The sequence below is a fragment of the Litoreibacter roseus genome (assembly GCF_009811795.1).
Lineage (GTDB): Bacteria > Pseudomonadota > Alphaproteobacteria > Rhodobacterales > Rhodobacteraceae > Litoreibacter > Litoreibacter roseus.
On sequence record NZ_BLJE01000001.1, the window covers coordinates 215,082 to 240,227 of the forward strand.

Genomic DNA, 25,146 nt, shown 5'->3' on the forward strand with positions numbered 1-25,146 from the left:
CGGCGGGGTTGGTGTGATGACGCAAAGCATCAAGTCTGTTGGCGTGTTTTGCGGCTCTGCGTCGGGCAAAGGCCATGACTATAGAGCAGATGCTGGATTGTTTGGCGCGCACCTCGGTCACCAACAGCTATCGCTTGTTTATGGCGGTGGCCGGGTGGGACTGATGGGTGCAGTTGCTGATAGCTGTCTCAGTCACGGCGGTCAGGTGTACGGCGTGATACCGAAAGCGCTGGTCGACAAAGAGATCGCGCATCCTGACCTGATAGACCTCATCATCGTTTCCGACATGCACGAACGCAAAGCGAAGATGGCCGAAATGGCAGACGCGTTTCTCGTCCTACCCGGAGGGACGGGGACCATGGAAGAGTTCTTCGAACAATGGACGTGGGGCCAGATCGGATATCATTAGAAGCCTGTTGCGCTTCTGAATGTAGCTGGGTTTTTCGACCCGCTCCTTACGATGCTGGATACGATGGTGACGCGTGGGTTTCTTTCGGCACAACATCGCGAAATGCTGATTTGTGCGCCGGATATCAAAGGCGTTCTAGCCGAGTTTTCGCATTATGAACATCCGCCGGAAAGGGGATATGCAAAAAGCTGATGACGTTACCTAACGAAAGCAGCCATTCAGTTCTGGATCGCGAAAGCCCGAAAGGTCCCGCAGACTGTGAGTTTGAGCGCGAGCAGATCGTGCACATGCGGCGAAAGTCCGGTCTGGTGAAGCTGCGCCGCGGCGCTTGACCTCTTCGGCAATGGCCGGTTTGGGCCGTCCACCGCGGGGCTTTCAGCTGCTACCGCTAAGATGCTGCACCACCTCCGATGACCGCGAAGAGCCCAAAATACTTGATGCTGCGGCTCCTATCGACGTCTGCTTCGGCGGTCGTCACATGTTCGGTTTTTGAATACAGAACGTTCGTTGCGGGCGTTCCAGAAAGTGGAAATGACCACGTTGGAACGGGCCCACACGTTGCCATCCGGCCGTAGCGTTTTCGGAACGCCCCCATCGACCGGCCAAGAACCTACTCCTCTTGCGTTCGTATATCCTTGATCCGCGCAAATCGTTAACCTGCACTTAGACCGCGCCGAGGCCGACGACCAGGATCGGGTCGGCAGTCCAGCACAGCTGTTGCCCGTTGTCGGTCTCGACCATCTCCCGGGTCGACGACAGGGTGATCGTCTCGACCGATGCGCCCTCGGCAATTCCGAGATCGGAAAGATTGACGGTGGTGGCGTAGACCTTGAAGTATTCGATGGTCGCCAGCGGGCGCATCTCGAGCTCCGCGAGTTGGGTCAGTGTTTCGATGCGGAATTCAGCCTCCCCCAGCTCACGCGTCCCGTGGTTCAGCTGTGGACCCGCGGGGCCGAAATCGATGAAGGCCTCCGGCGCAAGAGTGATCTCGCCGCCAGCGGTGACGCTAATTACCATCGCATCGGCGCCGGAGGCGGGCACGCCCGGACAGCCGCCCGATATGCGACCCGAGGGCAGACTCGCCTTGGCGATGAGGATGTCCGGGCCGGGCCCATTTACTAGGCCGTCCGGAAAGGCGAGTGTCAGCCCGTCGAGGTCATCCGCGATATTGAGCAGCATCGAGTTTGCGAGATCGTCGGTGACCAGCGCGGCCCGGTCGCCGCCAGGGACAGGAATGTCCGGCAGCCCTTCGGTGACAGCGACATTTCGCGTGACGGGTACGTTCGGTCCTGCCGGTACCCCGAGGGCCACGACGATCGGGGCGGCCGCTTGCGCGTAGCCGGTCACCTTCGGACGAAGCCAGGTATCCGTCGTAAGACGGACGGCAATGCCGTTTCGCTCGATGACAACCGCTTCAAACCGGTTCTCGTGCGTAACTGGATCAAGATGCATTTCCAAATCGAGCGGTGGCCCGGTCTGCGCAAGCGCCGGCGCGGAAAGCACAGCAAGCAGGGATGCGGAGAGTCCGATCATGCGAGGTCCTTGCGAAGCGGGGAGTCTACGAGGGGCGATCATCTTTCGACCAGCGTGGTCACGACCGGGCCGACCCCATGGTCGAGTATGGAAAATGCGCCATCGATTGCGCCGATGAAATGCGGCGACCCGGCCGGCGTGACGAAATAGCTGCCTTCAGGATAGGCGACGAGGGCGGCTTCGTCGTAGACCTCGCCTGTCCCGACATAGGCCGTTCCAGACGTCACCACGGTGGTGATATCAACATCGTGGACATGGGGCGCGACGGTGGCGCCGGCTTCCAGCCGCGCGTGGGTCGCGTAGAGGCCCGCCTCGCGGTTGTCGCCGACCAGTCGAGCTGTCTCGACGCCTCGAAAGAATAGCGAAGCGCTATGGTTCGCAGCGGCAAGGTCGATTGCCTCGGTCCGGTCCTGAGCAAATGCAGACGATGCGGCCAACAAGGCCACCATGACCACGGGTTTCATTCTGTCTCTCCTTCGATGGTGTCGAGCCAGGCGTCGATCGCGCTGGCCACTGCGGTGGGGTTCTCTTCCTGCACCACGTGCAAGCCTGGGCCGACGGACGTGGTGGTGACATTTGGAATATTGGCCTCGGTCCATTCGACCATCGCGGCCGGATAGAGCCGGCCCGGCTCTGCAAACATCACGAGTTTCGGAAGGTCGGTCCCGCGCCACCACGCCGCGGCGGCGCTATAGGCGACGACGACGTCTGCGGGCTCTCCGCCGATGGGTAGAGAGCGACTCATATCCAGAAGAGGTTGACGGCTCTCTGGCGTGGGAAAGGCGCGCTTGTATTCGGCCAGCACCACCGCCGGCAGTGGCTCCAGCGACATCGTCGGCAGAATGGTTTCCTGCCACAGGTTGTCGTCGAGGACGTTTGCCTCTGCATCCTCCTCCCGCATCGATTGGAACATGCCCGCGACACGCTCCGGCATCTCGTCATATGTCGGTCGGGGATAGACCGGCGGCATCGCACCCTCCGCAAAGGCGAAACCGCGCATTAATTGCGCATTCTCATGTGCGAGGATCAGGCCGATACCCGCGCCCCAGTCGTGCCCGACAACCGTGAGATCTTTCAGATCGAGCGCTGCGACGAACCTGTCGAGGTGAGCGGCCTGCTCAGCCACACCAAAGCCGGTGCCTGTGCTGTCGCCGAAGCCGACCAGATCGACTGCGATGAGCCGCCGGCTTCCGTCGTCGAGCGCCGAGATCACATCCCGCCAGATATAGGATGAGAATGGCAGACCATGGACGAAGAGAACGGCGGGTGCATCCTTTGGACCGACCGCATAATAGGCGATCCGGGCGGTCTCGGTTTGGGCATGCTGGATCGGTGCAGGACGCGGAGGAAGATCCTGCGCGGTCGCCGCAACGGTCGTCATCCCGGTTGCAAAACTTAGGAGAATTCGGATTTTGAGCATCTGTGCCTCATTTAGAGATTTATTAGTCTCTAAATGCGCAGAGAATATACGAACCGTCCAGTCTCTTATTCGTGAAGAGGGTGTCAGGCCAGCGGATATCCCCGTCGTGCCGTCTCAACAAGGGACAGCAAAACCTGGCGAGAGGAACCGCCCCTGGCCATGACCACCATCCCATCGATCATGGCCGTGAGGAAGCTGGCCGCGGCGGCGATGCGCGCCTTTGGCAAAACGCCTTCCGTCGCCGCTGCCGACATGATCCGCGCCATCGCGCGCTCGAACCGATCGTTGATCTCCTTGAGCAGCGCGTCGAGTTCCGCATCCCGTCCGGCAAGTTCCAGCGTTGAGTTGCACCGCAGACAGCCTGGCGGCGCCTCCCCGCCGGTCAAGCGTTCAGCGGATGCGGTCAGGACGGATTGGACGACCGCATCGGCATCCGGCCCCGCCTCGAGCGCTTCTGAAACCCGACGATCAAACCGGCTCGCGTAAAGATCGAGAGCGGCGGCGAAGATCGCCTTCTTGTCGCCGAACGTACGATATAGGGATGCCCGCGAAGCTCCGGTGGCGGCCACGACATCGTCCATCGTCGTTCCGACATAGCCTTGCCGCCAGAAGGTTAGCATAGCGGCTTCCAGCGCCTCATTCTCGTCGTAACTCCGGGGGCGACCACGCGGTCGGGAGGCTTCTTCCATTCGATTCTACCAACAATGATTAGAGACTGCCTGGTCTTTATAGCTTGTGCTTTGATGCCGCGACAAGAACGTACACGCCACACCGATCACGCGATCCAAGCGGGGTGGACAACGAAGCGCCGAGTGTCGCAAAAGGTATTTGCCTTAGCCATGCAGACCTTCGCGCATCTGCAGCGAATGGCGGCTCTGACGGGCCGCGTCGCGGCATCCTGACCCACTGGCCAACGGCAGCAATGGGCCGTTAACGTCTTAGTCGAAAGAGCACCAAGCGCACCGTCATACGCCGATCAGCCTAACGCTGGTGAGAAAGCTGATGGGCAAGAACAGAGCACAGGAAATCAGCGCAGTTTTCGAATCTTCAGCTTGTCTAGCTTTGCTCGCGTCTTGATCGATTCCTCAGAAAGCGTAAGAGCTTTGGCACTAGCTTTCAGTCCCATCCCCCGCCAGAAAATGCAGCTTATGAATTTCCTCACCTGTCCAAGCTTGGCTGTGAGAAACATGGATTTTTCATTGTGGAAATCCAGCCTCTTGCATCATTTCTAAATAGTGTTTCAGGTCGGAGTTCTTCAAAAACGGTTCACTTCGTGCAGCATGAGATATAGTAATTTGCGGCTTCGCTTCCAATACATATGAGCGTGCGGCTTCCAACTTGTCAGGCTCGCTCAGCATCGCGTAGGCCATAGCCAAAAGCACATAAGTGCCAGTCGTCTTTGGCGTCCTCGTCTCCAATATTTCGGCGGCGACCTGATACCGTCCCGCCATAAGATGGGCAAACGCAAAATCCCACAAATACCAGCCAGGATAGCGCGGATTTACTTCCATGGCATTCTCAATGAACGCGATTCCCTTGTCCGGTTCGCCCGCGTAAGTCAGCGCCCATCCTAGATGTACAAGCATTTCAGCATTATGTGGGTTGAGTTCAATTGCCTTTTCATAAGCCGCAATCGACAGGTCATGGCGGCGCTGGTAGAGGCGCACCGCTGCAAGCGTCCAGTAGCCATATGGGTCATGTGGGTCAATTTCTATCGCTTGTTGTGCGCGTTGATCTGCATAAAAAAGCGAGAGTTGCGGATTATCGCCCCAGTCGTTTCTAAAGTGCTGAAGATGAGCCCAACCTGCGTAAGCATGCGCCCTACCATACAACGGATCGATCTCGACCGCGGTATCAAACGCGTCGATCGATAATTTGGTTTCTTCCTCGCGATAGGACTCAAAAAGAACCAAGCCTTCTAGAAAATGATCGTAGGCAGTCAGGCTCGCAGTCGGCAGCCGCTGGACGCGTGTTAACTCGGCTGCGCGCAACTCACTCAAAGCGCCATCAACGGGTCCGATGAGACGCACAACCTCGGTTACAACCTCATTTTGTAAAATGAGCAATTGCTCTTCCGGTGCCTCGAACCGATTGGCCCAGATAATTTCCGAACTATCTGCCCAATACAATTGGGCATTTACACGTACGACATCACCTTCCCATCGTATGTCGCCAGAGAGGATGTATCGGGCATCCAATTCGTGTGCCATATTTTGGATGGAAATACCTTCCTCAGCGTACCCGAATGTTGTGTCTGCAGCAAAGACAAGCAGCGTGCTAAAGTTCGACAAATCGGTGACAAGATCACGCGCAATTGCTGAAGCAAAGGAAAGTTTTTTCTCATCATCTGATGCTACTTCGAACGGATAAACTGCAATCGAAGGAAGTCCGGTGCGTAACGGAATAGCAGGTATATCGAAGTTGGTGGCCCGCGCATTTTGTCGATCAAAGGTGATGTAAAAAAGTAAAAGACTAGAGACCACCGCCAGAAAGATAGCTGTTAACCAGCGACGTTTACCTTTAGGCAACTTCGCCGATTCAGGCGGGTCTGATGTCTGTATGCCAATCAGCTGAAACAATTGCACTTTGGTTTTGACGTCTAGCTTCCTGTAAATACTGTTTACATGCGTGCGAACAGTTGCTGGCGATATACACAGCTTTTCGGCGATTTCTTTGTGGCTCAGGCCGTTCGCGTAGGCCCGCGCGATTTCGCGCTCCCTTGCGGTCAATGACGACATTGTTTGCATTTTGGCACCTCAATTAAAGAGTGCATTGATCGGATATATATCAAAAATACGCCGAACTACGTAGGGAAAATACAGCAATTGCACGATGTATCCCGCGCTCAATCGATACAAGCATAAACAAATGACGTCTGCCTGATGCCTCTTGTTTCGTCAGGATGGCTACATGGCCGGCGTCAGGTCTTTGGGCGCTCAATTTGTCACATAGATCACTATCAATTCTCATTCAAACATAGGAGGCCAAGATGGCCAAATTACTCGATCGAAGTTTTGGAGCGATAGAAAAAAAGAGTGTCGCGCAATTGAACGAGCTGCTGCGTCAAAAACCAACTGAGCGCATGAAAGTCATGAAAGCACTTGAGCACGATTTAGTTACAGCACTCGGCGTCTTGTTTGATGTCAAAGACGAACAAATTGAGGCGTTACGCGATCTTCAATTGACCGGCATGGATCGTGTCGTGTCGCGCGCAGTTTCAGAGGCGTTGCGCCGTGGGTATGATGTGGAATTTCGGACCGAAGCTGCCGGCGAAAACGACCCGCCAGTCAATCTTCGCCTAGAGGTTGACTCTCAACGACCCAGTGCGGCGCACCGCCCGAAGGTAACTGTAATCGTTTGGTGCATTTGCAGGTTCTGACTTTGGCAACTAACCGTCCTCGTCCAAAACTTCGAGGATATACTATACAATTCGTCTTTTTGAATCGGAGAGTTAAATGGCTATTCGTATGAAACAATTCACTATTCATTTTGATCCCGAAACCGGGGGCGTTAGAACCGGACAAACCACGGTGAATTTTAATGAAAATATCAAAGAAGCAAACGCGGTACTAAAGGGATTCGAGGCGCGTTTTACATCACCTGGAAGTGATCGCGATATTCGTCAGATACACATTGATTTGGATGTCACCTCAGTTACCCAACACGCTGTCAATGTGAAGGCTGATTTTGGCCTTCGTGACGCGTCTGGGAATTTCGATGATGCTTATGCAGGATTTGTACAAGGCGTTGTCATCGCAGAGCATTGATTAAGGGAGCGCGCGGGGTGTGCCCCGCGCGCGTCATCTTTTGATGATGCTCCAACCGTGTTTGGCTTATGGTTATAAGTGCGCTGATAAATAAAACTTTCTAGATTTAGTGAACTCGCCGAGACCGCACCTCTTTTTTCTTGGTTCACTTGCGAAAAAATTTTAGAAGAAACGGTCTTATCGACGAAAAAAGAACGCCGCGCGCAACTTTTGAATGTCCAGGAAAACTGCAAGTCTGTCATCTGAATCGCCCGAATGCCACAGCATCGACCAAAGAGGAGTGGGCAAAACTTGGTGGTCAAGCCGCCATTTTTGAGATGGTCAGTCTCCCATCAAGGACTGCAACCCATGTGACGGCAACACGATGCGCTCCAATCGGAGACCACCTCATGCGCCGACGTTTTCCCATTCGGGCTTTGCCAATATCGTCGGCACAGCCTTCTGCGCGGGATGATGAGGTGTCGAGGCCAATTCGATGTCGACGACCATAGTTTGTCAGTGGATCAAAATTGCTGGACAGGTAAGTGTAGAGCTCTTGAGATCGCGCCTTGCTGCCGCGTGGAGTTCTCTGGTTTCGGCACGAGACCGGTCGCAGTCGATTGTGAGAACCTTGGGGTGTGTGGCGGCGGTGATCACCTTCCTGTGCCAAAGGTCCCAACGCAGTATTTCTACTGAGCGTCTAAAAAGCTGCTGCGATCCCGCGAAACCCCGTGTTTGCAAAAGCCCTTTCACCGCATTCTCGATGTGCTTTACCCGCATCGAGATATACCACCAGTTGAGAATGTGGGTAATCGGACCTTTGACGGCGCGTCGCACCAGATTTGGCAGGGCTGGCTCCCCACCTGAAATCACCGTCACCTTGCTTTGGCCGTCCTAACCTTGCATCGACAAGCCATTTTGCAACTGCTCGGCGGGAGACTTCGCTGCCTGTTGCACAAGACCAAAGCGTCGGCTCATGTTGGGGTTCTCGTTCTTGTCAACCACGACATTAATGTGTCGCTTCTGGAATTCGGGTCGGCATCGGATATCAGCGCCATCCAGAAAAACGCTCAATGGAGGCGATGTGACATTGGCGCTTATTTCAATTTTTGCAGCGTTGGTCGATCCAAGCGGCTCGGCAACGCGCCCCAAACGATTGCGAATTGTCGTGTTAAGCTGGAGCGCACATGGCAGAAATGGTTTCCATCAGCCGTGCTGCTTCCCGAAACGAATGTCGTGATCCGAGTTCTGCCTGGAGACGCTGAAGTTCTGGTGTCGCGCGTTCAGAGTACCGTTCGGAAAGCGGCGATTGCAACACAGGACCCATTCTACCAGCGGCGGCTTCGCAGGAGCGTTGGCGAAGATGTAGTGCGTTTACGCGAAACTGGCTATACAGCGTGTCCAGACTGCGGCCCCGATTATCGTGGATCGCCCGCCGTTTTCCGCACGCGCTGCAATTTCTCTTCGCATCGAGCACTTCGTCAATCTGGTCTTGTAAAACCACTTCCTGCAGCCGTTTCAGAAAACTCTTGGCCTCACAAAGGCGTATACCAAGATTTTCCGATCCAGCGTCCTCAATCGGGCGACAAATATGCCCACATCGTGCGTCCGCCCTTTACCGTCTTCAAATACCGTCTCAAGAAAAATTCGCACTTCCATGATGGACTTCGTCTGGTTCCAAAAACCTCATGCTATCACATCGACCACGAACTTTTGCCCACTCTCTCCCGCAGATCGACCTCGACCCGACCGGGCGGAAGCGAAGTCACGCGCCATCCCGTGGGATTGCAGGTCTGCGCTTCCGGCGTCAGATGCGGAACGTAGGAACCTTCGTCGCCGGAATATGCAGGACGAAGTTGTCGTTGCTTTTGCTGCTCGACGTCACCGCATCTCCTTCGGACTGATGCCGTAGCGGGCTCGAAACAGCCGGGTCATATGGCTGTGGCCGGAGAATCCGCTTTTGTGTGCGATTTGGCTGAGCGATAGGCGCTGGTCGGCCAGCAGGATGCGCGCGCGCTCTAGACGGCGCTCGCGGATATAGGCGAAGACGGGCTGGCCCATCGTGGTGCGGAACGCGGACTGAAACCAAGAGGGCGACATGGCGGCGACGGCAGCGATCTCAGCGACCGACAGATTGTCTCCAAGGTGCGCCTCGATGTGGTCAATGGCACGGGCAATGCGGGGGGCGGTGCCCTTGGTCGAGACCTCGCGGCACGGGGGCGTCAGCGTCCGTGCGAGCATCGCGATGGCGAGACCCTGGACGTACAGAGGGTCGGGCGGGCCGAAGCGGAGGTGGCGGATGGAAAGGACGGCGAGTTGAGCGATTTCGGGATCCTGCCCCGCGCGCAGTTCACCGTCAAATACAGCCAGGCCATCGAGCGCCTCGGCAGCGAGCGAGGTCGCTGCCTTCGGATCGATCTCGACAAGATACTCCCAGTTTGGATTTCTGCACACAAGGTCGAGATCGCCCGGCGAGTAGAAAATCTGCCGGGCGCCTAGGTCGGCGGTTGCAATCTCGTTTCGACCGCAAAAGCGGAAACGGGTGATTTCGTCCGGGCCAAAGGGCAGGACGTTGAGGCCGATGCGGTCGACCTCAAGGCGAACATCGACACGTCCGGGTGGCATGGCCATAGCCGTGAGGCCGAGCGTTTCGCACACATGGCCGCGCGGGGTCAGGTAGTTGACGACCGACCCAACGGCACCGGGGATATGGAACACATAGTCGTCGGACTTATCGGCCATAACTTCCCGGCCTCCTTCCTCTGCACAACACCAATATTAAATTGTATGCAATCAAGTACAATCCGACCTTGGCATGCATTACCGCGCTCATTCCAGCAACCACAACAGTAGCCTCGTGACAGCATACCGTACCCTGGTGCCAGGGCGTGCAGGTCCCGCGCGCTACTTGGTACCCGGCGGGATGCCGACAATAGTGACAGGGTTCTGGTTTCTCGTGCCTGCGAGGATTGCCATGTCTGCGTCAAGGACAGGCACCAAACCCTAGCCAAAGGAGCTTGCGCAATGACTGACTTTACGCTGAACGGAGAGGCCGCCTCCGTCGATGCCGATCCAACCACGCCACTGCTGTGGATCATCCGTGAGCGGGTGGGTCTCACTGGCACAAAGTACGGTTGCGGCGTCGGCGCATGTGGGGCCTGCACTGTGCATATCGACGGTCAACCCGTGCCGTCCTGCTCGCTGCCACTCTCGGCCGCCGAGGGCGCCGAGATTACCACGATCGAGGGGCTGTCGCTGGACGGTAGCCATCCGGTCCAGCAAGCGTGGGTTGAGGTGGACGTGCCGCAATGCGGCTATTGCCAGTCGGGTCAGATCATGGCCTGCGCGGCAATGATCCGCGACGTCCCTGATCCGACCGACGCAGACATCGACGCCTATCTCGCGGGCAACCTTTGCCGGTGTGGGGTTTACAATCGTATCCGCGTGGCCGCCAAGCGCGCCGCCGAAATCGCACGCGGCTGAGGGGAGAAATCATGGATATCGACACTTCCCGCCGCTCCTTCCTGACCGGGGCCGCCGCCGCGCTCACCGTGCCGCTGGCTCTGCCGGCCGCCGCCCAGATGACCGAAGCCCTGATGCCGGAACTGGCGCGCTGGCCCGACAGCTACCTGCGGATCGATGCGGATGGCATCGTCACATGCATCTTGCCGACGTGCGAAATGGGACAGGGCACGCATACCGGCCAAGCGATGATCCTCGCTGAGGAGTTGGGCGCGGACCTTTCGACCATTCGCATCGAGATGCCAACCCAACCCTCGGAGCCCTTCCGGCTGCCCTTTGGCCAGATGCGGTCTGTGGGATCCTACGGCATCCGGTTCTTCCACGATCCCATGCGGCGAGCCGCAGCACAGATGCGCCTGATGCTTGTGCAGGCCGCCGCCGACCAGTTAGGCGTACCCAAGAAATCGTTGCAGGCGAGAAACGGCATGATTGTGCACGAAGGCACCGACCGTGCCATCCCCTTCGCCGACCTCGTGCAGGCCGCGCGCATGCTTCCCGTGCCGGAGCCGGAACTACTTCCCGAGGAGGAGCGCACGCTGACGGGCACGGACGTACCCCGCCTCGATACACCCGCGAAGACGCGCGGCGAGGCTATATACGCTATCGACGTGACCCTGCCCGACATGGCCTATGGCGCGGTGCGGTTGGCTCCGGTCTTCATGGCCGACGTCGCGTCCATGGACCCGGCTAGCGTTCTTGACATGCCGGGTGTGATTGCTGTGACACAGGTTCCGCGCGGCGCCGTCGTGGTGGCCGAATCGTGGTGGCAGGCCAAGCAGGCCGCCGACGCGCTCGACATCACCTTTACCCAAACGGCCGGCGACACGCTGGACCAGGCGACGCTTGAAGCGCGCATCGCCGAAGGTCTGTCGCGCGAGGACGTGCCCGAAACCCTCACACGCGGCGATCCCGCGGGCGTCCTCGAGGCGGCGGAAACGGTAGTGGAAGCCGACTATGCCGTGCCACTGCTCGCGCATGCGTGCATGGAGCCGGTGAACTGCACCGCTCAAGACACAGGCGATCGGGTCGAGCTTTGGGCCGGGACGCAAGGCCACGACTGGAAGCGCATGATGCTGGAGCGCGAGCTTGGCATTACCGCGGACCAGCTATTCATCAACACGACCTTTCTGGGCGGCGGCTTCGGAAGGAAGACGTGGCACCACGACGCTGTGCAGGCCGTGCTCGCTTCGCGCGCTGTGGACGGTCGGCCGGTAAAGGTGATCTGGTCGCGCGAGGACGACACCGCTTTTGGCATGTACCGCCAGACCATGCAGGCCCGTTTCCGTGGCGCGGTGGATAGCGACGGACGCATTACCGCGATGACCGTACGCGTCGCCGGCCCGCAGATGGGCGCAGCCATCGTGCAGGAGAATAACATGGACCCGTTCTCGCTGCTTGGGCTCGTGGATCAGCCCTATGCGGTTCCGAACTACGCGGTCGATCACGCGGTCGTTGACATCCCCGTGCCGCTCTCGGCATGGCGCGCCATCGCGACCAGCTTCACCGGCTACTGGATGGAGAGCTTCATTGACGAGTTGGCCGATGCCGCCGGGATGGACCCTGTGGCCTTCCGTCTCCTGAATTTGCCAGAGGATAGCCAAGCCCGCCCTGTGCTGGAGCGCGCAGCCGCCATGGCGGGCTGGGACCAGACCCCGCCGGAGGGCGTTTATCGCGGCGTGTCGGTCGTGGGCTCCTATAACAGCATGGTCGCTCAGGTGGCCGAGGTGGCGATGGTAGGCGAGGGCGATGACGCTCGGGTGACGGTGCCCCGCGTCTTCGCGGCCATCGATTGCGGCCGCGCGATCCACCCCGGCCAGGTCGAGACGCAGATCCAAGGATCCGTCATCGACGCGCTCGGTCCAGTGCTGCGCGCCAAGATCACGTTGGAAGGCGGTGCGGCGGTGCAGTCGAACTACACCGATTACCAACTCGTGCGGATCGACGAGGCGCCCGCGGTCGCCGTCGAGATCGTGGACACTGGTGCCTCCTTGGGCGGCGTGGGCGAGCCGGGCGTGCCGCCGCTCGCAGGCGCGGTGTGCAACGCAGTCTTCGCTGCTACGGGCCGCCGCATTCGCGCGTTGCCCCTCGCCGATCACGGCCTGGCCTGATGAAGACGGAGAGCCGCATTATGCCTTTCGCGAACGCCACCCGCCTCCTGTCCCTGATCCTCCCCTTGTTCGCCGTACAGCAAGCAGGGGCGCAGGAGGCGGGCGGCGACCCGATGGCGGGCGAGGCACTCTGGCCCCGCTGCGCCGGATGCCATGCCCTTACCGAGCCTCGCAACGGCGCGGGGCCGCATCTCGTCGGTCTCCTCGGGCGCGAGGCAGGCAGTGTCGAGGAGTTCCGCTACTCCCCGGCCTTGGCCGACAGCGACATCGTCTGGGACGCGGAGAGTCTGCGCGCCTACATCCTAGATGCACGCACGGTCGTTCCCGGTACGCGCAAGGCCGGCGTTCTGACTGATACGCAGGACGTCGCGGACGTCGTCGCCTTCCTCCTGCAGAGCGAATGAGTGCAACGGTCGACACGCATTGTCTTTCTTTGACCGCGCGCACGTATCATCTACAAGGGCGCAGATTCGGACGGTCTCAAAGGGGCACCGCCCGACGGTGGGCGCGCTGGATCCGATAGGCGGATCGGTGGACCGAAGGGCGCGATGACACGGAATGCCACGCGAACTGGGCCAAGCCGGTTCACCGTCGTATTCAGGAAGATGGCGGCCGAGGGCGTCCTGCTTTCGGGGTCATGCCAGCGAAGCTGGAGTGTGGGCGGTGGTGGTTGAAGTCGGTGCGCCACGCCGCCACCAGATTGCGGGCATGACGTAGGCTGTCAAATAGGTGCTCATTGGGGCATTCGTTGCGCATCCTGCCATTGATGGGGAAGACCGCCCCGCTCCTGAGAGGGGACCGTATGCTGGTCCTACAGTGCAAGAGGAGCTTTCCCATGACCCCAACCACCGTTTGCCTCGATCTGGCCAAGAACGTTTTTCACGTCCATGTCGCCGATGCGTCGGGCCACACCATTGACAGCAAGAAGCTTGCGCGGCGCGGGCTGTTGTCATTCTGGGGGGCGTGGGGCTCGAACAGTCGTGAGCTATCCTAGGCGCGTTCACGCGTTGATGGCCCATGGATCGAAGCATTGCTCGAACGACGCCGACCTATGGTCGTTGCCGTCGCCGTTGCAAACAAGTTGGCACGAGCCATATGGGCCATGCTCACGACCGGGGAGGTGTTCCGAACCGCATAGCTCCAAATCCAAAATCAACCCAGGCACAACGAGATGGCACAACTGCAATGACAGCGTGATGGAAAATCGGCAGAGCTGAGGATCGAGAAAGCCCGGAGAGCTTTGAGCGCGGAAAAGCGCGTCCCGTTGATAAGGCCTCGATCCGCGGACACCATCAGGGCCAGCAGTCATGTTAGGGCTGCATAAACAGGCCGAATACATGAACGCACCCGCCGATGACGATCGCGATTAAAACACTTGCGCCTGCGGGGCCGTCTATAAATGAAGCTTTCAATGAACGCGTTCTGCATGGGCTTTCCTGGTGCGATGTAGTGCCAATCAACCTTGCGATCCTCTTGCCATTTGAGGATGGCGTTGCTGGTCAATTCGGTGCTGTTGTCGCTGACGACCAGATAGGGATAGCCCCGCATCTCAGCAATGCGATCTAGTTCACAGGAAACGCGCTCGCCAGACATTCCCGGCTGAAGTCATTGATGACGTTCAGAATGCGGAACCGACGTCCGCACGACAGGCTGTCAGATACGAAGTCCAAGCTCCAGCCTGGTTTGGGCCTTGGGGTATTGCAATTGGCGCTCTGGTACCCACAGCACGCTTGCGTCCGCCCCGTTTACGGACTGCTAACCCCTCTTCGCGGTAGATCCGGTACAGCTTCTTCCAGTTCACCTGCCACCTCTCTCGTTTGAGCAGGATGTGAAGCCGCCGATATCCAAACCGCCGTCGTTCAGACGATAGTTCCTTCAAGCGATCCCGCAGTTCCGTATCCGCTGACCGCTGCGACGCGCGCCGATAAACACGCGGATCAATCCCGGCCAAAGCACAGGCCCATCTCTGATTGTATCGTTTCTCTTTCATGGCCCAGCTTGCAGCTCTGCGGCGCGCACCAGGCCTCAAAAGTTCTTTCCCAACATCTCCTTGAACGTCGACACATCCATCATCTGTTCCGCCAATAGCTTCTTGAGCCTGGCATTCTCAACCTCAAGCGCCTTTAACTTCTTGGCGTCGGATACTTCCATGCCGCCATACTTGGACCGCCACTTGTAAAACGTCGCATCACTGAAGCCATGCTTGCGCCATAGTTCCTTCGCTCCAAGACCAGCCTGATGCTCCTTCAAAATTCCAATGATTTGTTATTCACTGAAACTGCGTCTCTTCATCGTCTGTCTACTCGGTTGGAGAACAGGCTAACTCAAAACACCGGACATTTCAGGGGAGCAGGTCACCTGCGTTGGAAGCGTTTTTCGTGATTGCGATGGCCTATCAGTACAGTCGTGTGTCCAGCCTGTTTGCGTCGCATTTCCCACTGGCCCTGATGAGTTCCGCAAGCAAGGTTCCTATCGGCTAAACGACCTCAAGTGCCATGCCGTTCGACGGCGTGTCCTTACTTTTGGTAGACTTCGCTTCGCATCATCACATCAAGCGTCTTGCATTTCGAGGCGGGATCACACGATCGGCTGCCGGTACTCTTCTCGTTTCTGCAGTAGCGCCCAGATGATCGGGGCGGACTTCTTGACCGTGTTCCCCGACGAATTTGGACTTGGCTTCTATTCCCGTCCGCAAGATATGCCCGAACTCTCGCAAAATGCTCCGGATCATGTTCACGACCTGAGTGCGTTGTCGGACGACCAGATCGCGCGCCCGATGTATAGCAAGCACAGCCTGCTGATCTTCGGACCCGATCTCGACAAAGCGCATGGTGGGGCGGCGCGCTGCTTCGCAGATTGCCTCCGCGTCGGCTGTATCGGTCTTCCCGCGCTTCACATATAGTTTGACATAGGTCGCCAGCATCAGGCGAACATCATGGTCAAGCTTGCGCAATTCACAGCCCCAAAGTTTGGCTCATCCGCAGCCTCCATGCCGACGACAGAGCGCGGCAATGTCTCGAAGAAGAGCAGCTTCACGCGCTTGATCTTCTTGTTGATGATCTTGCGCCCCGTTGCCGAAACGCAGTGCACCTGAAATGCGTCCCGGGCCAAATCTAGGCCCGCGGTCTTTGCTGTCATAGGGTGGCTCCTTTCCTAGCAGTCGATAGCAGCTGCACTTTGGCACATTCGATGCCGTTGGAGAGGAGCCATCCATCTCATTCGGTAGGGGCCGAAGTGGCAAAGTCAGCCTTCCGTATTGGCGCCTGGCGCCAATATAGGCCTCTTCTGCTAAGGCGGGAATGCCCATCCCAGGGGCTGGATGCAACGCTTACGGTCCAGAGCCGGTGGGGGGTGGCCAAAGTAGGCTTGGTTGAGCGCTCACGTTCATCACGAGCAGTCGTGCGTTGAGGTATTAAGTGAGGTACGAAAATCTGAACGCAAAAAAATGCTAAATTATATCAAAATGATTTACATGGCGGACACAGCTCCGCCACTCTAACGCGTCTATGCGTTTCCTCAGCTTAGCAGGCCCATATCAAAAATTCCGGTGAGACATCGACCCACGCAAAAGCGCCCCGACCCAAAACTGAGCCGAGGCGTTCTGTTTTTCACGGCGGCTGGCGTGCCGATCAATTTACCGGGTAAGGTATCCACCGTTGACGAACACAGTCTGGCCGTTGGTCCATTGTCCCTCCGGTAAGGCCAATGCTGCGACTGCCGGAACCACGTCTGCAACTGTACCAAGCCGACCCTCGACTGCGAGACCGCTCGCATATGCAACCGATTGCGGCGTTTCAGCAGCATGGAAAAAGGGCGTGTCGATTGGGCCTGGTGCGATGTTATTTACTGTGATCCGGCGAGCGCCCAGTTCCTTTGCCAGCATACGCGTAAATTCCTCGACTGGAGCTTTTGTGCCGCTATACCCGGCGTAGCCCGGTGCCGCACCGGCGGTCAGCGATGTGCCGATCGCGATGATGCGACCACCGTCCCGCAACCGGCGCGCACCTTCCCGCATGGCGTAGAACGTGGTTTTCGTATTGGCGTTCAAAAGCTCTTCGAATTCAGCGTCGGTGAACTCGGCAACGGGTTTCTTGATGATTTTACCCGCTGTATGAACCAAAATGTCCGCACCGCCGAACTCGGTTTCGGCCAAATCGAACATGGCTTTGACGTTGGCGCTGTCGCCTAGATCACCGTGGATCAGCGCGGCCCGGCGACCGGTGGCTCGGACCAGTTCGGCGGTCTCTTCAGCCTCGGCGCGGGTCTCGGTGCGATGGTAGTGCACGACGACGTCGGCACCCATCTGCGCCAAGCGCTCGGCAAAGCCGCGGCCAAGATTATTACGCGCACCCGTGACGATGGCAACCTTGCCGGCAAGCGGGCCTGAACTGGCAGTCTGGGCATGGGCGGCGGCGCCCGCGGCTGCAGTAGCTGCACCAGCAGCAACAAGGCCCCGCATCATGGTGCGGCGGGAGGGGTTCTGGATATCGGTCATGTCTTTCGTCCTTTCAGGTGAAGTCAGGGTTTGATGGGGAAGGCTGTTCAGTCGGCCATCATGGCTTCGATTTCAGCCAGCCGCTCAGGTGTGAACTTCGTGTTCTCTTGAGCATTGAAGGGTCCGAAGAGGCCGCCCAGTGTGAGGGCGAAGGCGAAAACGGCTGGGGCAAGTGTGATCTGCATCTCTCTGGTCTCCATTTGTTGTTTCGATGAAAGGAATATGGACGTTGCGCTAAACTGTTGGTATTCACGGAATTGACCAATCAGAATTGCGAAAAACGCATCAATGGAAGATGACGATCTTTTTCTGGCGGTGGTGGATGGCGGCAGCTTCCGCTCTGCCGCAATAGCCTCTGGTCTCGATCCCAGCCGGGTCAGCCGCCGGATCGCGGCGTTGGAAGGTCGGCTTGGCGTTAAGCTGTTGAACCGGACAACTCGTGCGTCGTCCCCGACCGAGGCAGGCGCCCGATATGCCGAGGGCGTGCGTCGGCTCGGACAGGCCCGCGCCGCGCTGCTGGCAGAGGTCACAAGTGGGAAAGATGTGCCGCGCGGGCGGCTGCGGGTCGCCGCGCCGGTGGACTTCGGAGCGCGCTTCGTTGCGCCCGTGCTGTCGGATATGTCGGCAGCCCATCCTGATCTCGTGGTTGATCTGCGGCTTGGGTCCGGTTTTGCGGACCTGTTGGCAGAGGGCATAGATGTCGCAATCCGGATCGGACGGCTTCCTGACAGCGCTTTGACCGCGCGCAGGGTGGGGCTGTCCCGTCGGGTGCTGGTGGCTGCGCCCGAGTTGGCGGCCTGCGTGTCGTCTCCAAACGACTTGACGCAGATTGACATGGTGTCCTACCGACCCGGTGCAACAGAGGTCACGGCAGGCTTCGACTTTCACGGCACCCGTTACGAGATCCGTATGCCAAGTCGGTTGGGCGTCAACTCCATGTCAGCGGTACGGGCGATGGTGCTGGCCGGGCTTGGGGCGCATTTGGGCCCGGACTGGGCATTCGGAGAAGACATCAAGGCTGGGCGTCTCGCGCGCCTGCTGCCGGACGCATCGTTTGACGCGTTTCCCGTCCATGCTGTCTGGTCACCAACCCCGTTTCAACCCGCGGCTTCCCGCACCTTCGTGTCATCCATCGCGGAGGCGCTGCGGAGTGCGGGGCTATCGTGATGGATAATGGCTTGCTCAATCAGGCGCTGTCTTGGACTTTTGGTATACTATCAGTGACCCAAAGCCTGACGTCGCGATCAAAAAGAGGCCTATGAGTGCGTACATGTCTGGCCAATCTCCGAAAACAACGAACCCCAACACAGTTGCGGAAAGAAGTTGGCTGTACACGAGAGGTGCAATCAGGCTGGCCTCTGCCGTTTTGTTTGCCAAAACAAGTAAGTAGTTCCCAAAGGCGGAGCCAAGGGCGCTGACCAAGATGAGCGCAGTCACATTCAAGTCAATCTCAGGCAGGCCAGCGGTAAGGCCAAGCGGGGCCAAGATCGCAGAACCGATCAAAAGCTGCGACAGGAGTAGAAATCGTGGTCGATGGTCGCGCGCTATTGTGCGGGTCATGGTGAGATACGCGCCGTAAAATCCACCCGCCAAGAGGGCGAAGATCATTCCAGAAGATATTCCGAACCCTGGTTTCACAACAAGCATGACCCCTGCAAAGCCCACCGCCAGCAAGGCGGTCCTGTCGCGCGACGGGGTTTCTCTTAAAAACACAATTGCGAGGACATATGAGACGACCGGGCCGATAAAAAACGCCCCAAACACATTCGCGATCGGCTCTGTCCTGAGGGCCGTGAGGATGCAAGAAATTCCGCCTGCGATGAAGAGCGCCCTGACAAGAACGCGCCAATCGAGCAGGCTTGGCAGTTCGTTTCGGGTCAGCCCGCTGATTGGCAGTAGGATTAAGGCCGCGAGAGCAAAACGGGACCAAGCAACAAATACCGGTTCAACGCCCTTGCCGGTGAGCAGCTTGCCCGCCGTGTCGCCGATCACCACAAGCGTCACAGCACAGAAAACCAATGCGGCCAAGCCCAACAGCTCCGAAAACTTCATACAATTGTACCCTTGTGGCACCGGCTTTCGTGCCGCGTTCGCCGATCTCTGCTGCTTGACCTGTGTCACTCACATGACCGCACCTATCTGCAGCGTCAGCCGCAGCCGTTGTCTGAAAGCACCACCTACTTGTCTAGATCAAACCCGCTGATCTTGCGAACGGGTCGTTGGTTGGATCTTGGTTCCAGCAGTATTCTGAACCCGTAGCGGTCTCTTGCGCCATCTCTGGTTTGTACAAATCGGCGAGTGTTGCCAGTGTCATGTCTATTCCCGCAGAAACACCGGAAGATGTGAAAAACTTCCCGTCCTGAACCCATCTCGCTTGCTTGACCCAATCCACGCCGGGCGCAAGGTGGACCGTTTCATTGAAGTCCAACTTATTGGTCGTCGCCCGGCGGCCGTCCAGCAAGCCGGTCATGCCCAAAAGTATGGTCCCGGTGCAGACCGCCATAACGCGTTCGGCGTGATCCGAGACATCTCTGATCCATTGCAAAAGCGTTTCGTCTTTCGCCTCGATCAATGCGCTGTCGCCCCCCGGGATCAGGAGCAGGTCGTAAGACGTTTGTGAAGACAAAAGGTTGTCGGGGATGATCTGTTGCCCATGTCTGGAGGCAACAGGGCCGGGCGCTTTGGCGACCGTGATGATGTCTATCTCGTAGGCCGGGTCGCCGAGCATCTCGATAGGTCCGAAAAAATCCAGCGTTTGGAAGCCGGGGAAAACCAGCGCAGCAAGTGTTCTCATATCAGAGCCTTTTCAAAGGGTGGGACGTTGCTTGGTGTCTTTCATGCTGTCGCATTCGGATCTGACATGAATGATTACATGACCTCGATTTGTACCGGACCTTTTGATTGCGGTGAAGATCAGAGGCGGGTTTGTTTCATCGTCTATGCGAATACCGCATCTCTTTGATACCCCGACACGTTTTAAATCTTCACGTGGGCGCGCAAAGGTGATGCATCAAACAAAGTATTTTGCCGTTGCATCCTCTTGAATTTGGGCCTCGGAGCGTGAGCATTGCGCCAAGTGACGGTTGAAACCCATATTAGCGTCTCTCTTGTACGTCAGCCAAAGCACATGCGGGAGGCATCTGTCCTATTGCGTGCTCCTGTGCGTTTTAGGATCGCAGAAATGTGTAATTTGACCGTTCCAACCGTAATTGATAGGGCGTCCGCTATTTCGGTATTTGACGCGCCAGCGTGGACCATCTGCATGATCTCCAACTGCCGCGTCGTCAGAGCCCGTTTTGCGGCGGTGCGGGTGGTGTGTTCGCGGTCTTTCTGAGCCGGGCTTGCCTCGACCAGCGCACGGGCGGCTGAGAGTGCTTTGGTAAATGCTTCAAAGCTGCGCTTCACCTCTGCCGCCTGGGAGGATAACCCGGCAGGTCCACTTTCTTCGGTGACAACCAGATTTTCGATGGCGCTAGTCAGCGCATGAAGCGGTGCTGCCATATCTTGCGCGGCAATTGCGGCGTAGCGGCTCCCTGACACCTCATTGCGCTTTGCGTCCTGTAGAGCTCGCTCAAGTGCTTGCAGTGCTTCGCGCCGGTCGGTCACATCCAGAGCAACGCCGTCCCAAATAACAGTGCCGTCCCTCAGACGCCGGGGTTGGCCAAGCGAGCGCACCCATTTGTATCCACCACCGGGAAGAACCACGCGCACTTCCTCGTCCAAAGTGGAGAGCTCTGCTGAGGATCGCTCCAGAGCTCTCACAAAGCGCGGGCGATCGTCTTCGTGTATCCAGGCATGATCCACCGCATCCTCGGCCAACAGTACAGCAGGATCTAGCCCGAAAGCTGCCTGAACTTCGTCGCTGACATAGGTGTAGCGATATTTACCATCCGGCGTACGCATACGCTGCATCGTATGTCCCGGAAACGCGCCCCCAAGCAGGGTCGTGACGTTATGAACGGGCAAGAATGGAAGGTTAGACATATATCTAAAGATATATTTTAGCATCAAAATTAGCAATAGGTATATAACTTTTTGTGTTCAGAGGAGTGATTCTGCCCTATGCATGTTTCAACCGCAGCCAGAAAACTGGCGCATCCGGGAGGAAACAAACTTGGACAAGATTATTATCGAGGCGCGCGTGAACGAGCTCGCGACGCGCCGCGGTAACCCGAATGTGCCGTTCCTGCCGCGCGAGATCATTGCAGATGCAAAAGCGTGCTATGAGGCTGGAGCGTCCGTTTTTCACTATCATGGTCGGAAAGATGACGGGGCGCCCGATCATGCACCCGAATTCTACCTGGAAACCAACGCTGGAATTCGCGCACAGTCCAATATCCTGATCCATCCGACCCTTGGTTATGTCGCCAATGACGCTGACGCAAAGGAACGGTTTGCGGCAGTGGATGCGATGATGAGGTCTGCGGAAACCGCACCAGATTTTGCTCCAATGGACTGCGGCAGCGTCAATGTCGATTGGTGGAACCCCGAAACTGAACGCTACGATACGACGGACCTGATCTATAAGAATTCGACCGAGACGCTGATGTATTTTGCGGATCGGATAGATCGGTACGGTCTGAAGCCCTATCTTGTCAGTTGGAACGTCAGCTTTACCCGCCAGATTGAGCAATTTCTGAGAATGGGTGTGCTCTTTGGCCCTGCCTATATTTGCTTCTGTATGACTGACGAGATCATCTTCGCAGGTCATCCAGGCACACAGGCGGGGTTGGACGCACATACAGCCTTCTTGCCGAAAGATTTTCAAACGGTCTGGACGGTCGTCAATTATAAGGGCGATCTGTTTCAACTGACTGAAAGAATTATCCGGCAGGGCGGCCATATCTCCATCGGGCTGGGCGACTACGCCTACATGGATGGCACGCGACCCATGACAAATGCTGAAGTGATCGAAAAGGTCGTTGCTCAGGCCCGGAAACTGGGCCGCGAGCCTGCGAGCGTCGAAGAGACGCGAAAGATACTCCAAATGCCAAATCTAAAAATAGCGGACTAAGCCGCAAAACACGTTCATGGGAGGAAAAACAATGACACTGAAGCTTACGCTTTTGGCGACGGCCAGCGGTGTGCTGATTGCCAGCAACGTAGGGGCCACCGAACTTAAGATGCAAACGTTCCTTGGAGCAAACGCTTCAACGACAAAGGCCTTTGAGGCGATGGCTGCCCGTTTGAAAGACGAAACCAGCGGCGAAGTTGCGATCACAGTATTACCAGGTGGCGCAGTTGTGGGCGCGGGCGAGACGATTGATGCCATCCAAAACGGATTGCTAGACGGGCAATACACGGCGCCTAGCTACTTTGCTGGCAAGGATGCAGCTCTTGGTGTGCTGGGCGATACTCTGGCCGCTTATCCGGATAGCGCAACGCGAGACCGCTGGTTCACCGAGGGCGGCGGTTTGGAATTGGCACGAGCCCTTTACGCCAAGTACGACATGCATCTTGTTTGTCCCGTCTATTGGCCGCCCGAGCAAATTCCGTCGAAGGTCGAAATCGGTTCGGTTGCCGATCTGGACGGGATTAAGATGCGGGCACCGGGTGGTCTGGCGTCTGATCTGCTCAGCCGGGCCGGGGCCGCATTGGTAACAATGGGCGTCGGCGAAAGTGTCACGGCGATGGAAACCGGCGTGCTTGATGCGACCGACCTCGCGAATGTTGCGTTAAATGTGGCCTTGGGCATGCACAATCAAGCTAAGTATTCGGTGCTTGCTCGTCATTCTATGGCGGTGACCGAGATGTCGGTGTCAATGGACAAGTGGACTGCGCTGTCATCTGAAAACCAGCAGAAATTCGAAGCTGCCTGCAACGCAATGTCCGCAGAATTGCAAACGACGCTAAGCGACGAAGACGCCGCCGCCGAAGCAACAGCCACAGATGATCTGGGCGTGACATTCGTTGCATTTGGGGATGAGGACGCTTCTAAGTTTCGTGCCATGACGAACGAAGTCTGGGCGGACTGGGGGGGCAAATCCGCTGATGCTCAGGCGGTGGTCGACAGCCACAAAGCATTCATGGCTACGATCGGATTGGATTGATCTGTCCTGAGGCTAAGGGGGCGGCGTTCGGATCGACCCCTTTTGGGAGCCATCAATGACACTACTGGACCGTTTTGCCCTTTGGTTCGGCCGCATGACGGCATGGTGCTTTGCCGCGATCATTCTGGTCATGGTCTACGAAGTCACCGCTCGGTACGGGTTCAATGCTCCGACCACGTGGGCGCACGAGGCATCCGTTCTGCTGGCCTCTTTCGGTTTTGTGTTTGGCGGTGCCTTCTGCATGGCAGAGGGCACCCATATGCGGATCTCTTATCTCGTAGACAAGCACGCCGGGCTGGCGCGAATTTCTGATGCGCTAAGTCTCACGGCGGGAGCTGTCTATCTTGCGGGTCTTTGCTATGCAGCGTGGCGCATGGCGGAAAAGGCACTTTGGCGTTTTTCGATTTCCGGGGCATGGGATCCGGAGCGGTCGGGAAGCACGCTAAATTCGCCTTTGCCTGCCTACCTTAAGGCGCTTCTGTTCGTCGGTTGCCTGCTCTTCTTGTCGCTGGTTTTGCAGCGTATGATCCTGCGGCGTAAACCTTGATGGACATCGGAACGCTCACCCTTCTGATCATTGGTGCCATGGCGGTCATGTTGATGATGGGGGTCCCGCTGGCCTTTGTTTCTGGCTCGATTGCGGTGGTTTTAACTGTCACTCAATTCGGCTGGAATGCGCTTTTTGTTGTCGGTAGCCGTACGGTAGAATTCCTAGACAGCTTTGCGCTTATCGCCGTGCCGATGTTCGTCATTATGGCCTCGATCATGGAAAAATCCGGCGTCGCAGGCGATCTCTACCGCGCGTTCCATGTGTGGGCAGGCGGGTTGCGCGGGGGCATCGGGGTGGTGACCACGTTTGTTGCCGTTCTGCTGGGGGCCACCACCGGCATAATCGGCGGAGAGATCGTGCTGCTGGGTCTGATTGCCCTGCCGCAGATGCTTAAGCTTGGGTACGACAAGAAACTTGCCATCGGCACGATTACCGCTGGCGGGAGCCTAGGCACGATGATCCCGCCGTCGATTATCCTGATCTTCTACGGGCTGACGGCGGAGGTTAGTATTTCACATTTGTTTCTGGCCACACTGATGCCGGGCCTGATGTTGGCGGCGTTCTACATCGCCTATATTCTGATCCGATGCGGATTGAACCCCGCGATGGGGCCGCCTTTGAGCGCCGAAGAGCGCAACATGGCATTTGCAGAAAAGCTTCGGCTTTTCGGCGGTGTTGCCTTGCCAATGCTGGTGGCGGGTGGGGTGCTTGTTTCAATCTATGCCGGGTTTGCCTCCATCACGGAAAGTGCCGCTCTTGGAGCGTTTGGTGCCGCAATCGCGGCTTGGGTCCGTGGTCGCTTCAGTTTCGAAATGCTGTGCGATGTTCTCGTGCAGGCATTGCGTACGTGCGGCATGGTGTTCTGGCTGGTGTTCGGAACCAACGCACTTATCGGCGTCTACAACCTCATGGGGGGCATCGACTTTGCCCGGGAAATGCTGGGGGGCGTCTCCGATGAGCCAGCTATCATTCTTGGCGTGATGATCGGGGTATTCATCCTGCTTGGTTTCTTCATCGACTGGATCGGCATCCTGTTCCTGACAATGCCGGTGTTTCTCCCTGTCGTGACATCCACCGGTTACGACCCGATCTGGTTCGGCATCGTCTTTAACCTGTCCATGCAGATCGCGTATCTGACGCCACCCTTTGGACCGGCGTGTTTCTATCTCAAAGGGGCTGCCCCGTCTGACGTTACGCTGCCGGATATCTTCGCCGCGCAATGGCCGTTTATCGGCATCCAGATTGTCGCCCTGATTACCGTTGTGCTCTGGCCGGGCCTTTCATTGTGGCTTCCTCAATTGGTTTACGGGTGA

Annotated in this window: 25 protein-coding genes and 4 pseudogenes; 13 read left to right on the top strand and 16 right to left on the bottom strand. The window is 57.6% G+C overall.

What is annotated here, in order from left to right; translation table 11 throughout:
- Positions 1-16 precede the first annotated feature (16 nt).
- A pseudogene (locus tag KIN_RS01105) lies at positions 17-601 on the top strand (LOG family protein).
- Positions 601-741 (top strand): hypothetical protein, encoded by a 141-nt coding sequence (locus tag KIN_RS01110; protein WP_159804117.1) that lies wholly within the window; start codon positions 601-603, stop codon positions 739-741. The pseudogene KIN_RS01105 and the gene KIN_RS01110 overlap by 1 nt, the downstream one beginning before the upstream one ends.
- A gap of 331 nt (positions 742-1,072) precedes the next feature.
- Here the strand turns inward: KIN_RS01110 and KIN_RS01115 are convergent, their stop codons facing one another.
- The 5 genes from KIN_RS01115 to KIN_RS01135 form a co-directional block, all read right to left on the bottom strand.
- Positions 1,073-1,942, bottom strand: a complete 870-nt coding sequence (locus KIN_RS01115; RefSeq protein WP_159804118.1) for a hypothetical protein — start codon at positions 1,940-1,942, stop codon at positions 1,073-1,075.
- Positions 1,943-1,980: 38 nt separating this feature from the next.
- Positions 1,981-2,406, bottom strand: a complete 426-nt coding sequence (locus KIN_RS01120; RefSeq protein ID WP_159804119.1) for a cupin domain-containing protein — start codon at positions 2,404-2,406, stop codon at positions 1,981-1,983.
- Complete coding sequence (locus tag KIN_RS01125; protein WP_159804120.1) at positions 2,403-3,362, bottom strand: haloalkane dehalogenase; 960 nt, start codon at positions 3,360-3,362, stop codon at positions 2,403-2,405. Before KIN_RS01125 ends, KIN_RS01120 begins: the two co-directional genes overlap by 4 nt.
- An 83-nt stretch (positions 3,363-3,445) precedes the next feature.
- Positions 3,446-4,051, bottom strand: coding sequence for a TetR/AcrR family transcriptional regulator (locus KIN_RS01130; protein ID WP_159804121.1), 606 nt, complete (start codon positions 4,049-4,051; stop codon positions 3,446-3,448).
- A 507-nt stretch (positions 4,052-4,558) separates the two neighbouring features.
- Positions 4,559-6,109, bottom strand: a complete 1,551-nt coding sequence (locus KIN_RS01135) for a LuxR C-terminal-related transcriptional regulator (RefSeq protein ID WP_159804122.1) — start codon at positions 6,107-6,109, stop codon at positions 4,559-4,561.
- Positions 6,110-6,351: 242 nt separating this feature from the next.
- Between KIN_RS01135 and KIN_RS01140 the strand changes: the two genes are divergently transcribed.
- Both KIN_RS01140 and KIN_RS01145 read left to right on the top strand, forming a co-directional pair.
- Entirely contained in the window at positions 6,352-6,741 is a 390-nt protein-coding gene (locus KIN_RS01140) for a hypothetical protein (RefSeq protein ID WP_159804123.1), read from the top strand.
- Positions 6,742-6,817: 76 nt separating this feature from the next.
- Positions 6,818-7,129, top strand: a complete 312-nt coding sequence (locus KIN_RS01145) for a hypothetical protein (RefSeq protein WP_159804124.1) — start codon at positions 6,818-6,820, stop codon at positions 7,127-7,129.
- Between the two features lie 298 nt (positions 7,130-7,427).
- On the opposite strand, the pseudogene KIN_RS01150 reads toward KIN_RS01145, so the two are convergent.
- Together KIN_RS01150 and KIN_RS01155 are read right to left on the bottom strand one after the other, a co-directional pair.
- A pseudogene (locus KIN_RS01150) lies at positions 7,428-8,767 on the bottom strand (ISKra4 family transposase).
- 222 nt (positions 8,768-8,989) lie between these two features.
- The gene (locus KIN_RS01155) at positions 8,990-9,850 is read right to left on the bottom strand and encodes a helix-turn-helix domain-containing protein (protein WP_159804125.1); all 861 of its coding nucleotides are present in this window, start codon (positions 9,848-9,850) and stop codon (positions 8,990-8,992) included.
- Between the two features lie 282 nt (positions 9,851-10,132).
- Between KIN_RS01155 and KIN_RS01160 the strand changes: the two genes are divergently transcribed.
- From KIN_RS01160 to KIN_RS01170, 3 genes are read left to right on the top strand one after another with little or no spacing between them, the layout of a single operon-like run.
- Positions 10,133-10,591, top strand: coding sequence for a (2Fe-2S)-binding protein (locus KIN_RS01160; RefSeq protein ID WP_159804126.1), 459 nt, complete (start codon positions 10,133-10,135; stop codon positions 10,589-10,591).
- A gap of 11 nt (positions 10,592-10,602) precedes the next feature.
- Complete coding sequence (locus KIN_RS01165) at positions 10,603-12,738, top strand: xanthine dehydrogenase family protein molybdopterin-binding subunit (RefSeq protein ID WP_159804127.1); 2,136 nt, start codon at positions 10,603-10,605, stop codon at positions 12,736-12,738.
- Positions 12,738-13,142 carry a c-type cytochrome gene (locus KIN_RS01170; protein ID WP_159804128.1) on the top strand — a complete coding sequence of 135 codons (405 nt, stop codon included), beginning with the start codon at positions 12,738-12,740 and terminating at the stop codon, positions 13,140-13,142. The genes KIN_RS01165 and KIN_RS01170 overlap by 1 nt, the downstream gene beginning before the upstream one ends.
- 193 nt (positions 13,143-13,335) lie before the next feature.
- On the opposite strand, the pseudogene KIN_RS01175 reads toward KIN_RS01170, so the two are convergent.
- Positions 13,336-13,533: pseudogene (locus KIN_RS01175) on the bottom strand (integrase core domain-containing protein); the annotation flags it as partial.
- A gap of 40 nt (positions 13,534-13,573) precedes the next feature.
- On the opposite strand from KIN_RS01175, the gene KIN_RS01180 reads away from it, so the two are divergent.
- Entirely contained in the window at positions 13,574-13,732 is a 159-nt protein-coding gene (locus KIN_RS01180) for a hypothetical protein (protein WP_159804130.1), read from the top strand.
- A 398-nt stretch (positions 13,733-14,130) separates the two neighbouring features.
- Here KIN_RS01180 and KIN_RS01185 read toward each other — a convergent pair.
- The 5 genes and pseudogenes from KIN_RS01185 to KIN_RS01200 all read right to left on the bottom strand — a co-directional run.
- Positions 14,131-15,000: pseudogene (locus KIN_RS01185) on the bottom strand (IS3 family transposase); the annotation flags it as partial.
- 283 nt (positions 15,001-15,283) lie between these two features.
- A complete protein-coding gene (locus KIN_RS22635) occupies positions 15,284-15,691 on the bottom strand; it encodes an IS110 family transposase (RefSeq protein ID WP_373281628.1) in 408 nt (135 codons plus the stop codon).
- The gene (locus tag KIN_RS22640) at positions 15,661-15,876 is read right to left on the bottom strand and encodes a hypothetical protein (RefSeq protein WP_373281629.1); all 216 of its coding nucleotides are present in this window, start codon (positions 15,874-15,876) and stop codon (positions 15,661-15,663) included. Before KIN_RS22640 ends, KIN_RS22635 begins: the two co-directional genes overlap by 31 nt.
- A 496-nt stretch (positions 15,877-16,372) precedes the next feature.
- Positions 16,373-17,233, bottom strand: a complete 861-nt coding sequence (locus tag KIN_RS01195) for an SDR family oxidoreductase (RefSeq protein ID WP_159804131.1) — start codon at positions 17,231-17,233, stop codon at positions 16,373-16,375.
- A 47-nt stretch (positions 17,234-17,280) separates the two neighbouring features.
- On the bottom strand, positions 17,281-17,418 hold the full coding sequence (locus KIN_RS01200; protein ID WP_159804132.1) for a hypothetical protein: 138 nt from the start codon (positions 17,416-17,418) through the stop codon (positions 17,281-17,283).
- A 103-nt stretch (positions 17,419-17,521) separates the two neighbouring features.
- On the opposite strand from KIN_RS01200, the gene KIN_RS01205 reads away from it, so the two are divergent.
- Entirely contained in the window at positions 17,522-18,400 is an 879-nt protein-coding gene (locus tag KIN_RS01205) for a LysR family transcriptional regulator (protein ID WP_159804133.1), read from the top strand.
- Positions 18,401-18,415: 15 nt separating this feature from the next.
- On the opposite strand, the gene KIN_RS01210 is transcribed toward KIN_RS01205, so the two are convergent.
- The 3 genes from KIN_RS01210 to KIN_RS01220 form a co-directional block, all read right to left on the bottom strand.
- Positions 18,416-19,285: a DMT family transporter gene (locus tag KIN_RS01210; RefSeq protein ID WP_159804134.1), complete on the bottom strand. Its 870-nt coding sequence runs from the start codon at positions 19,283-19,285 to the stop codon at positions 18,416-18,418.
- A gap of 133 nt (positions 19,286-19,418) precedes the next feature.
- Positions 19,419-20,027: a DJ-1/PfpI family protein gene (locus KIN_RS01215; protein WP_159804135.1), complete on the bottom strand. Its 609-nt coding sequence runs from the start codon at positions 20,025-20,027 to the stop codon at positions 19,419-19,421.
- Between the two features lie 320 nt (positions 20,028-20,347).
- The gene (locus KIN_RS01220; protein ID WP_159804136.1) at positions 20,348-21,145 is read right to left on the bottom strand and encodes a LuxR C-terminal-related transcriptional regulator; all 798 of its coding nucleotides are present in this window, start codon (positions 21,143-21,145) and stop codon (positions 20,348-20,350) included.
- A 202-nt stretch (positions 21,146-21,347) separates the two neighbouring features.
- On the opposite strand from KIN_RS01220, the gene KIN_RS01225 reads away from it, so the two are divergent.
- The 4 genes from KIN_RS01225 to KIN_RS01240 are packed head-to-tail and all read left to right on the top strand — an operon-like array spanning position 21,348 to position 25,146.
- Positions 21,348-22,247 carry a beta-keto acid cleavage family enzyme gene (locus KIN_RS01225; RefSeq protein ID WP_159804137.1) on the top strand — a complete coding sequence of 300 codons (900 nt, stop codon included), beginning with the start codon at positions 21,348-21,350 and terminating at the stop codon, positions 22,245-22,247.
- A gap of 31 nt (positions 22,248-22,278) precedes the next feature.
- Positions 22,279-23,283: a TRAP transporter substrate-binding protein DctP gene (gene dctP, locus KIN_RS01230; RefSeq protein WP_159804138.1), complete on the top strand. Its 1,005-nt coding sequence runs from the start codon at positions 22,279-22,281 to the stop codon at positions 23,281-23,283.
- 55 nt (positions 23,284-23,338) lie between these two features.
- Complete coding sequence (locus tag KIN_RS01235) at positions 23,339-23,830, top strand: TRAP transporter small permease subunit (protein ID WP_159804139.1); 492 nt, start codon at positions 23,339-23,341, stop codon at positions 23,828-23,830.
- The gene (locus tag KIN_RS01240) at positions 23,830-25,146 is read left to right on the top strand and encodes a TRAP transporter large permease (protein ID WP_159804140.1); all 1,317 of its coding nucleotides are present in this window, start codon (positions 23,830-23,832) and stop codon (positions 25,144-25,146) included. The genes KIN_RS01235 and KIN_RS01240 overlap by 1 nt, the downstream gene beginning before the upstream one ends.

Excerpts from the sequence above, each read along its gene's own strand:
- KIN_RS01110 (WP_159804117.1), top strand. The coding sequence starts at position 601 with ATGACGTTACCTAACGAAAGCAGCCATTCAGTTCTGGATCGCGAAAGC.
- KIN_RS01115 (WP_159804118.1), bottom strand. The coding sequence starts at position 1,942 with ATGATCGGACTCTCCGCATCCCTGCTTGCTGTGCTTTCCGCGCCGGCG.
- KIN_RS01120 (WP_159804119.1), bottom strand. The coding sequence starts at position 2,406 with ATGAAACCCGTGGTCATGGTGGCCTTGTTGGCCGCATCGTCTGCATTT.
- KIN_RS01125 (WP_159804120.1), bottom strand. The coding sequence starts at position 3,362 with ATGCTCAAAATCCGAATTCTCCTAAGTTTTGCAACCGGGATGACGACC.
- KIN_RS01130 (WP_159804121.1), bottom strand. The coding sequence starts at position 4,051 with ATGGAAGAAGCCTCCCGACCGCGTGGTCGCCCCCGGAGTTACGACGAG.
- KIN_RS01135 (WP_159804122.1), bottom strand. The coding sequence starts at position 6,109 with ATGCAAACAATGTCGTCATTGACCGCAAGGGAGCGCGAAATCGCGCGG.
- KIN_RS01140 (WP_159804123.1), top strand. The coding sequence starts at position 6,352 with ATGGCCAAATTACTCGATCGAAGTTTTGGAGCGATAGAAAAAAAGAGT.
- KIN_RS01145 (WP_159804124.1), top strand. The coding sequence starts at position 6,818 with ATGGCTATTCGTATGAAACAATTCACTATTCATTTTGATCCCGAAACC.
- KIN_RS01155 (WP_159804125.1), bottom strand. The coding sequence starts at position 9,850 with ATGGCCGATAAGTCCGACGACTATGTGTTCCATATCCCCGGTGCCGTT.
- KIN_RS01160 (WP_159804126.1), top strand. The coding sequence starts at position 10,133 with ATGACTGACTTTACGCTGAACGGAGAGGCCGCCTCCGTCGATGCCGAT.
- KIN_RS01165 (WP_159804127.1), top strand. The coding sequence starts at position 10,603 with ATGGATATCGACACTTCCCGCCGCTCCTTCCTGACCGGGGCCGCCGCC.
- KIN_RS01170 (WP_159804128.1), top strand. The coding sequence starts at position 12,738 with ATGAAGACGGAGAGCCGCATTATGCCTTTCGCGAACGCCACCCGCCTC.
- KIN_RS01180 (WP_159804130.1), top strand. The coding sequence starts at position 13,574 with ATGACCCCAACCACCGTTTGCCTCGATCTGGCCAAGAACGTTTTTCAC.
- KIN_RS22640 (WP_373281629.1), bottom strand. The coding sequence starts at position 15,876 with ATGACAGCAAAGACCGCGGGCCTAGATTTGGCCCGGGACGCATTTCAG.
- KIN_RS01195 (WP_159804131.1), bottom strand. The coding sequence starts at position 17,233 with ATGACCGATATCCAGAACCCCTCCCGCCGCACCATGATGCGGGGCCTT.
- KIN_RS01200 (WP_159804132.1), bottom strand. The coding sequence starts at position 17,418 with ATGCAGATCACACTTGCCCCAGCCGTTTTCGCCTTCGCCCTCACACTG.
- KIN_RS01205 (WP_159804133.1), top strand. The coding sequence starts at position 17,522 with ATGGAAGATGACGATCTTTTTCTGGCGGTGGTGGATGGCGGCAGCTTC.
- KIN_RS01210 (WP_159804134.1), bottom strand. The coding sequence starts at position 19,285 with ATGAAGTTTTCGGAGCTGTTGGGCTTGGCCGCATTGGTTTTCTGTGCT.
- KIN_RS01215 (WP_159804135.1), bottom strand. The coding sequence starts at position 20,027 with ATGAGAACACTTGCTGCGCTGGTTTTCCCCGGCTTCCAAACGCTGGAT.
- KIN_RS01220 (WP_159804136.1), bottom strand. The coding sequence starts at position 21,145 with ATGCAGCGTATGCGTACGCCGGATGGTAAATATCGCTACACCTATGTC.
- dctP (WP_159804138.1), top strand. The coding sequence starts at position 22,279 with ATGACACTGAAGCTTACGCTTTTGGCGACGGCCAGCGGTGTGCTGATT.
- KIN_RS01235 (WP_159804139.1), top strand. The coding sequence starts at position 23,339 with ATGACACTACTGGACCGTTTTGCCCTTTGGTTCGGCCGCATGACGGCA.
- KIN_RS01240 (WP_159804140.1), top strand. The coding sequence starts at position 23,830 with ATGGACATCGGAACGCTCACCCTTCTGATCATTGGTGCCATGGCGGTC.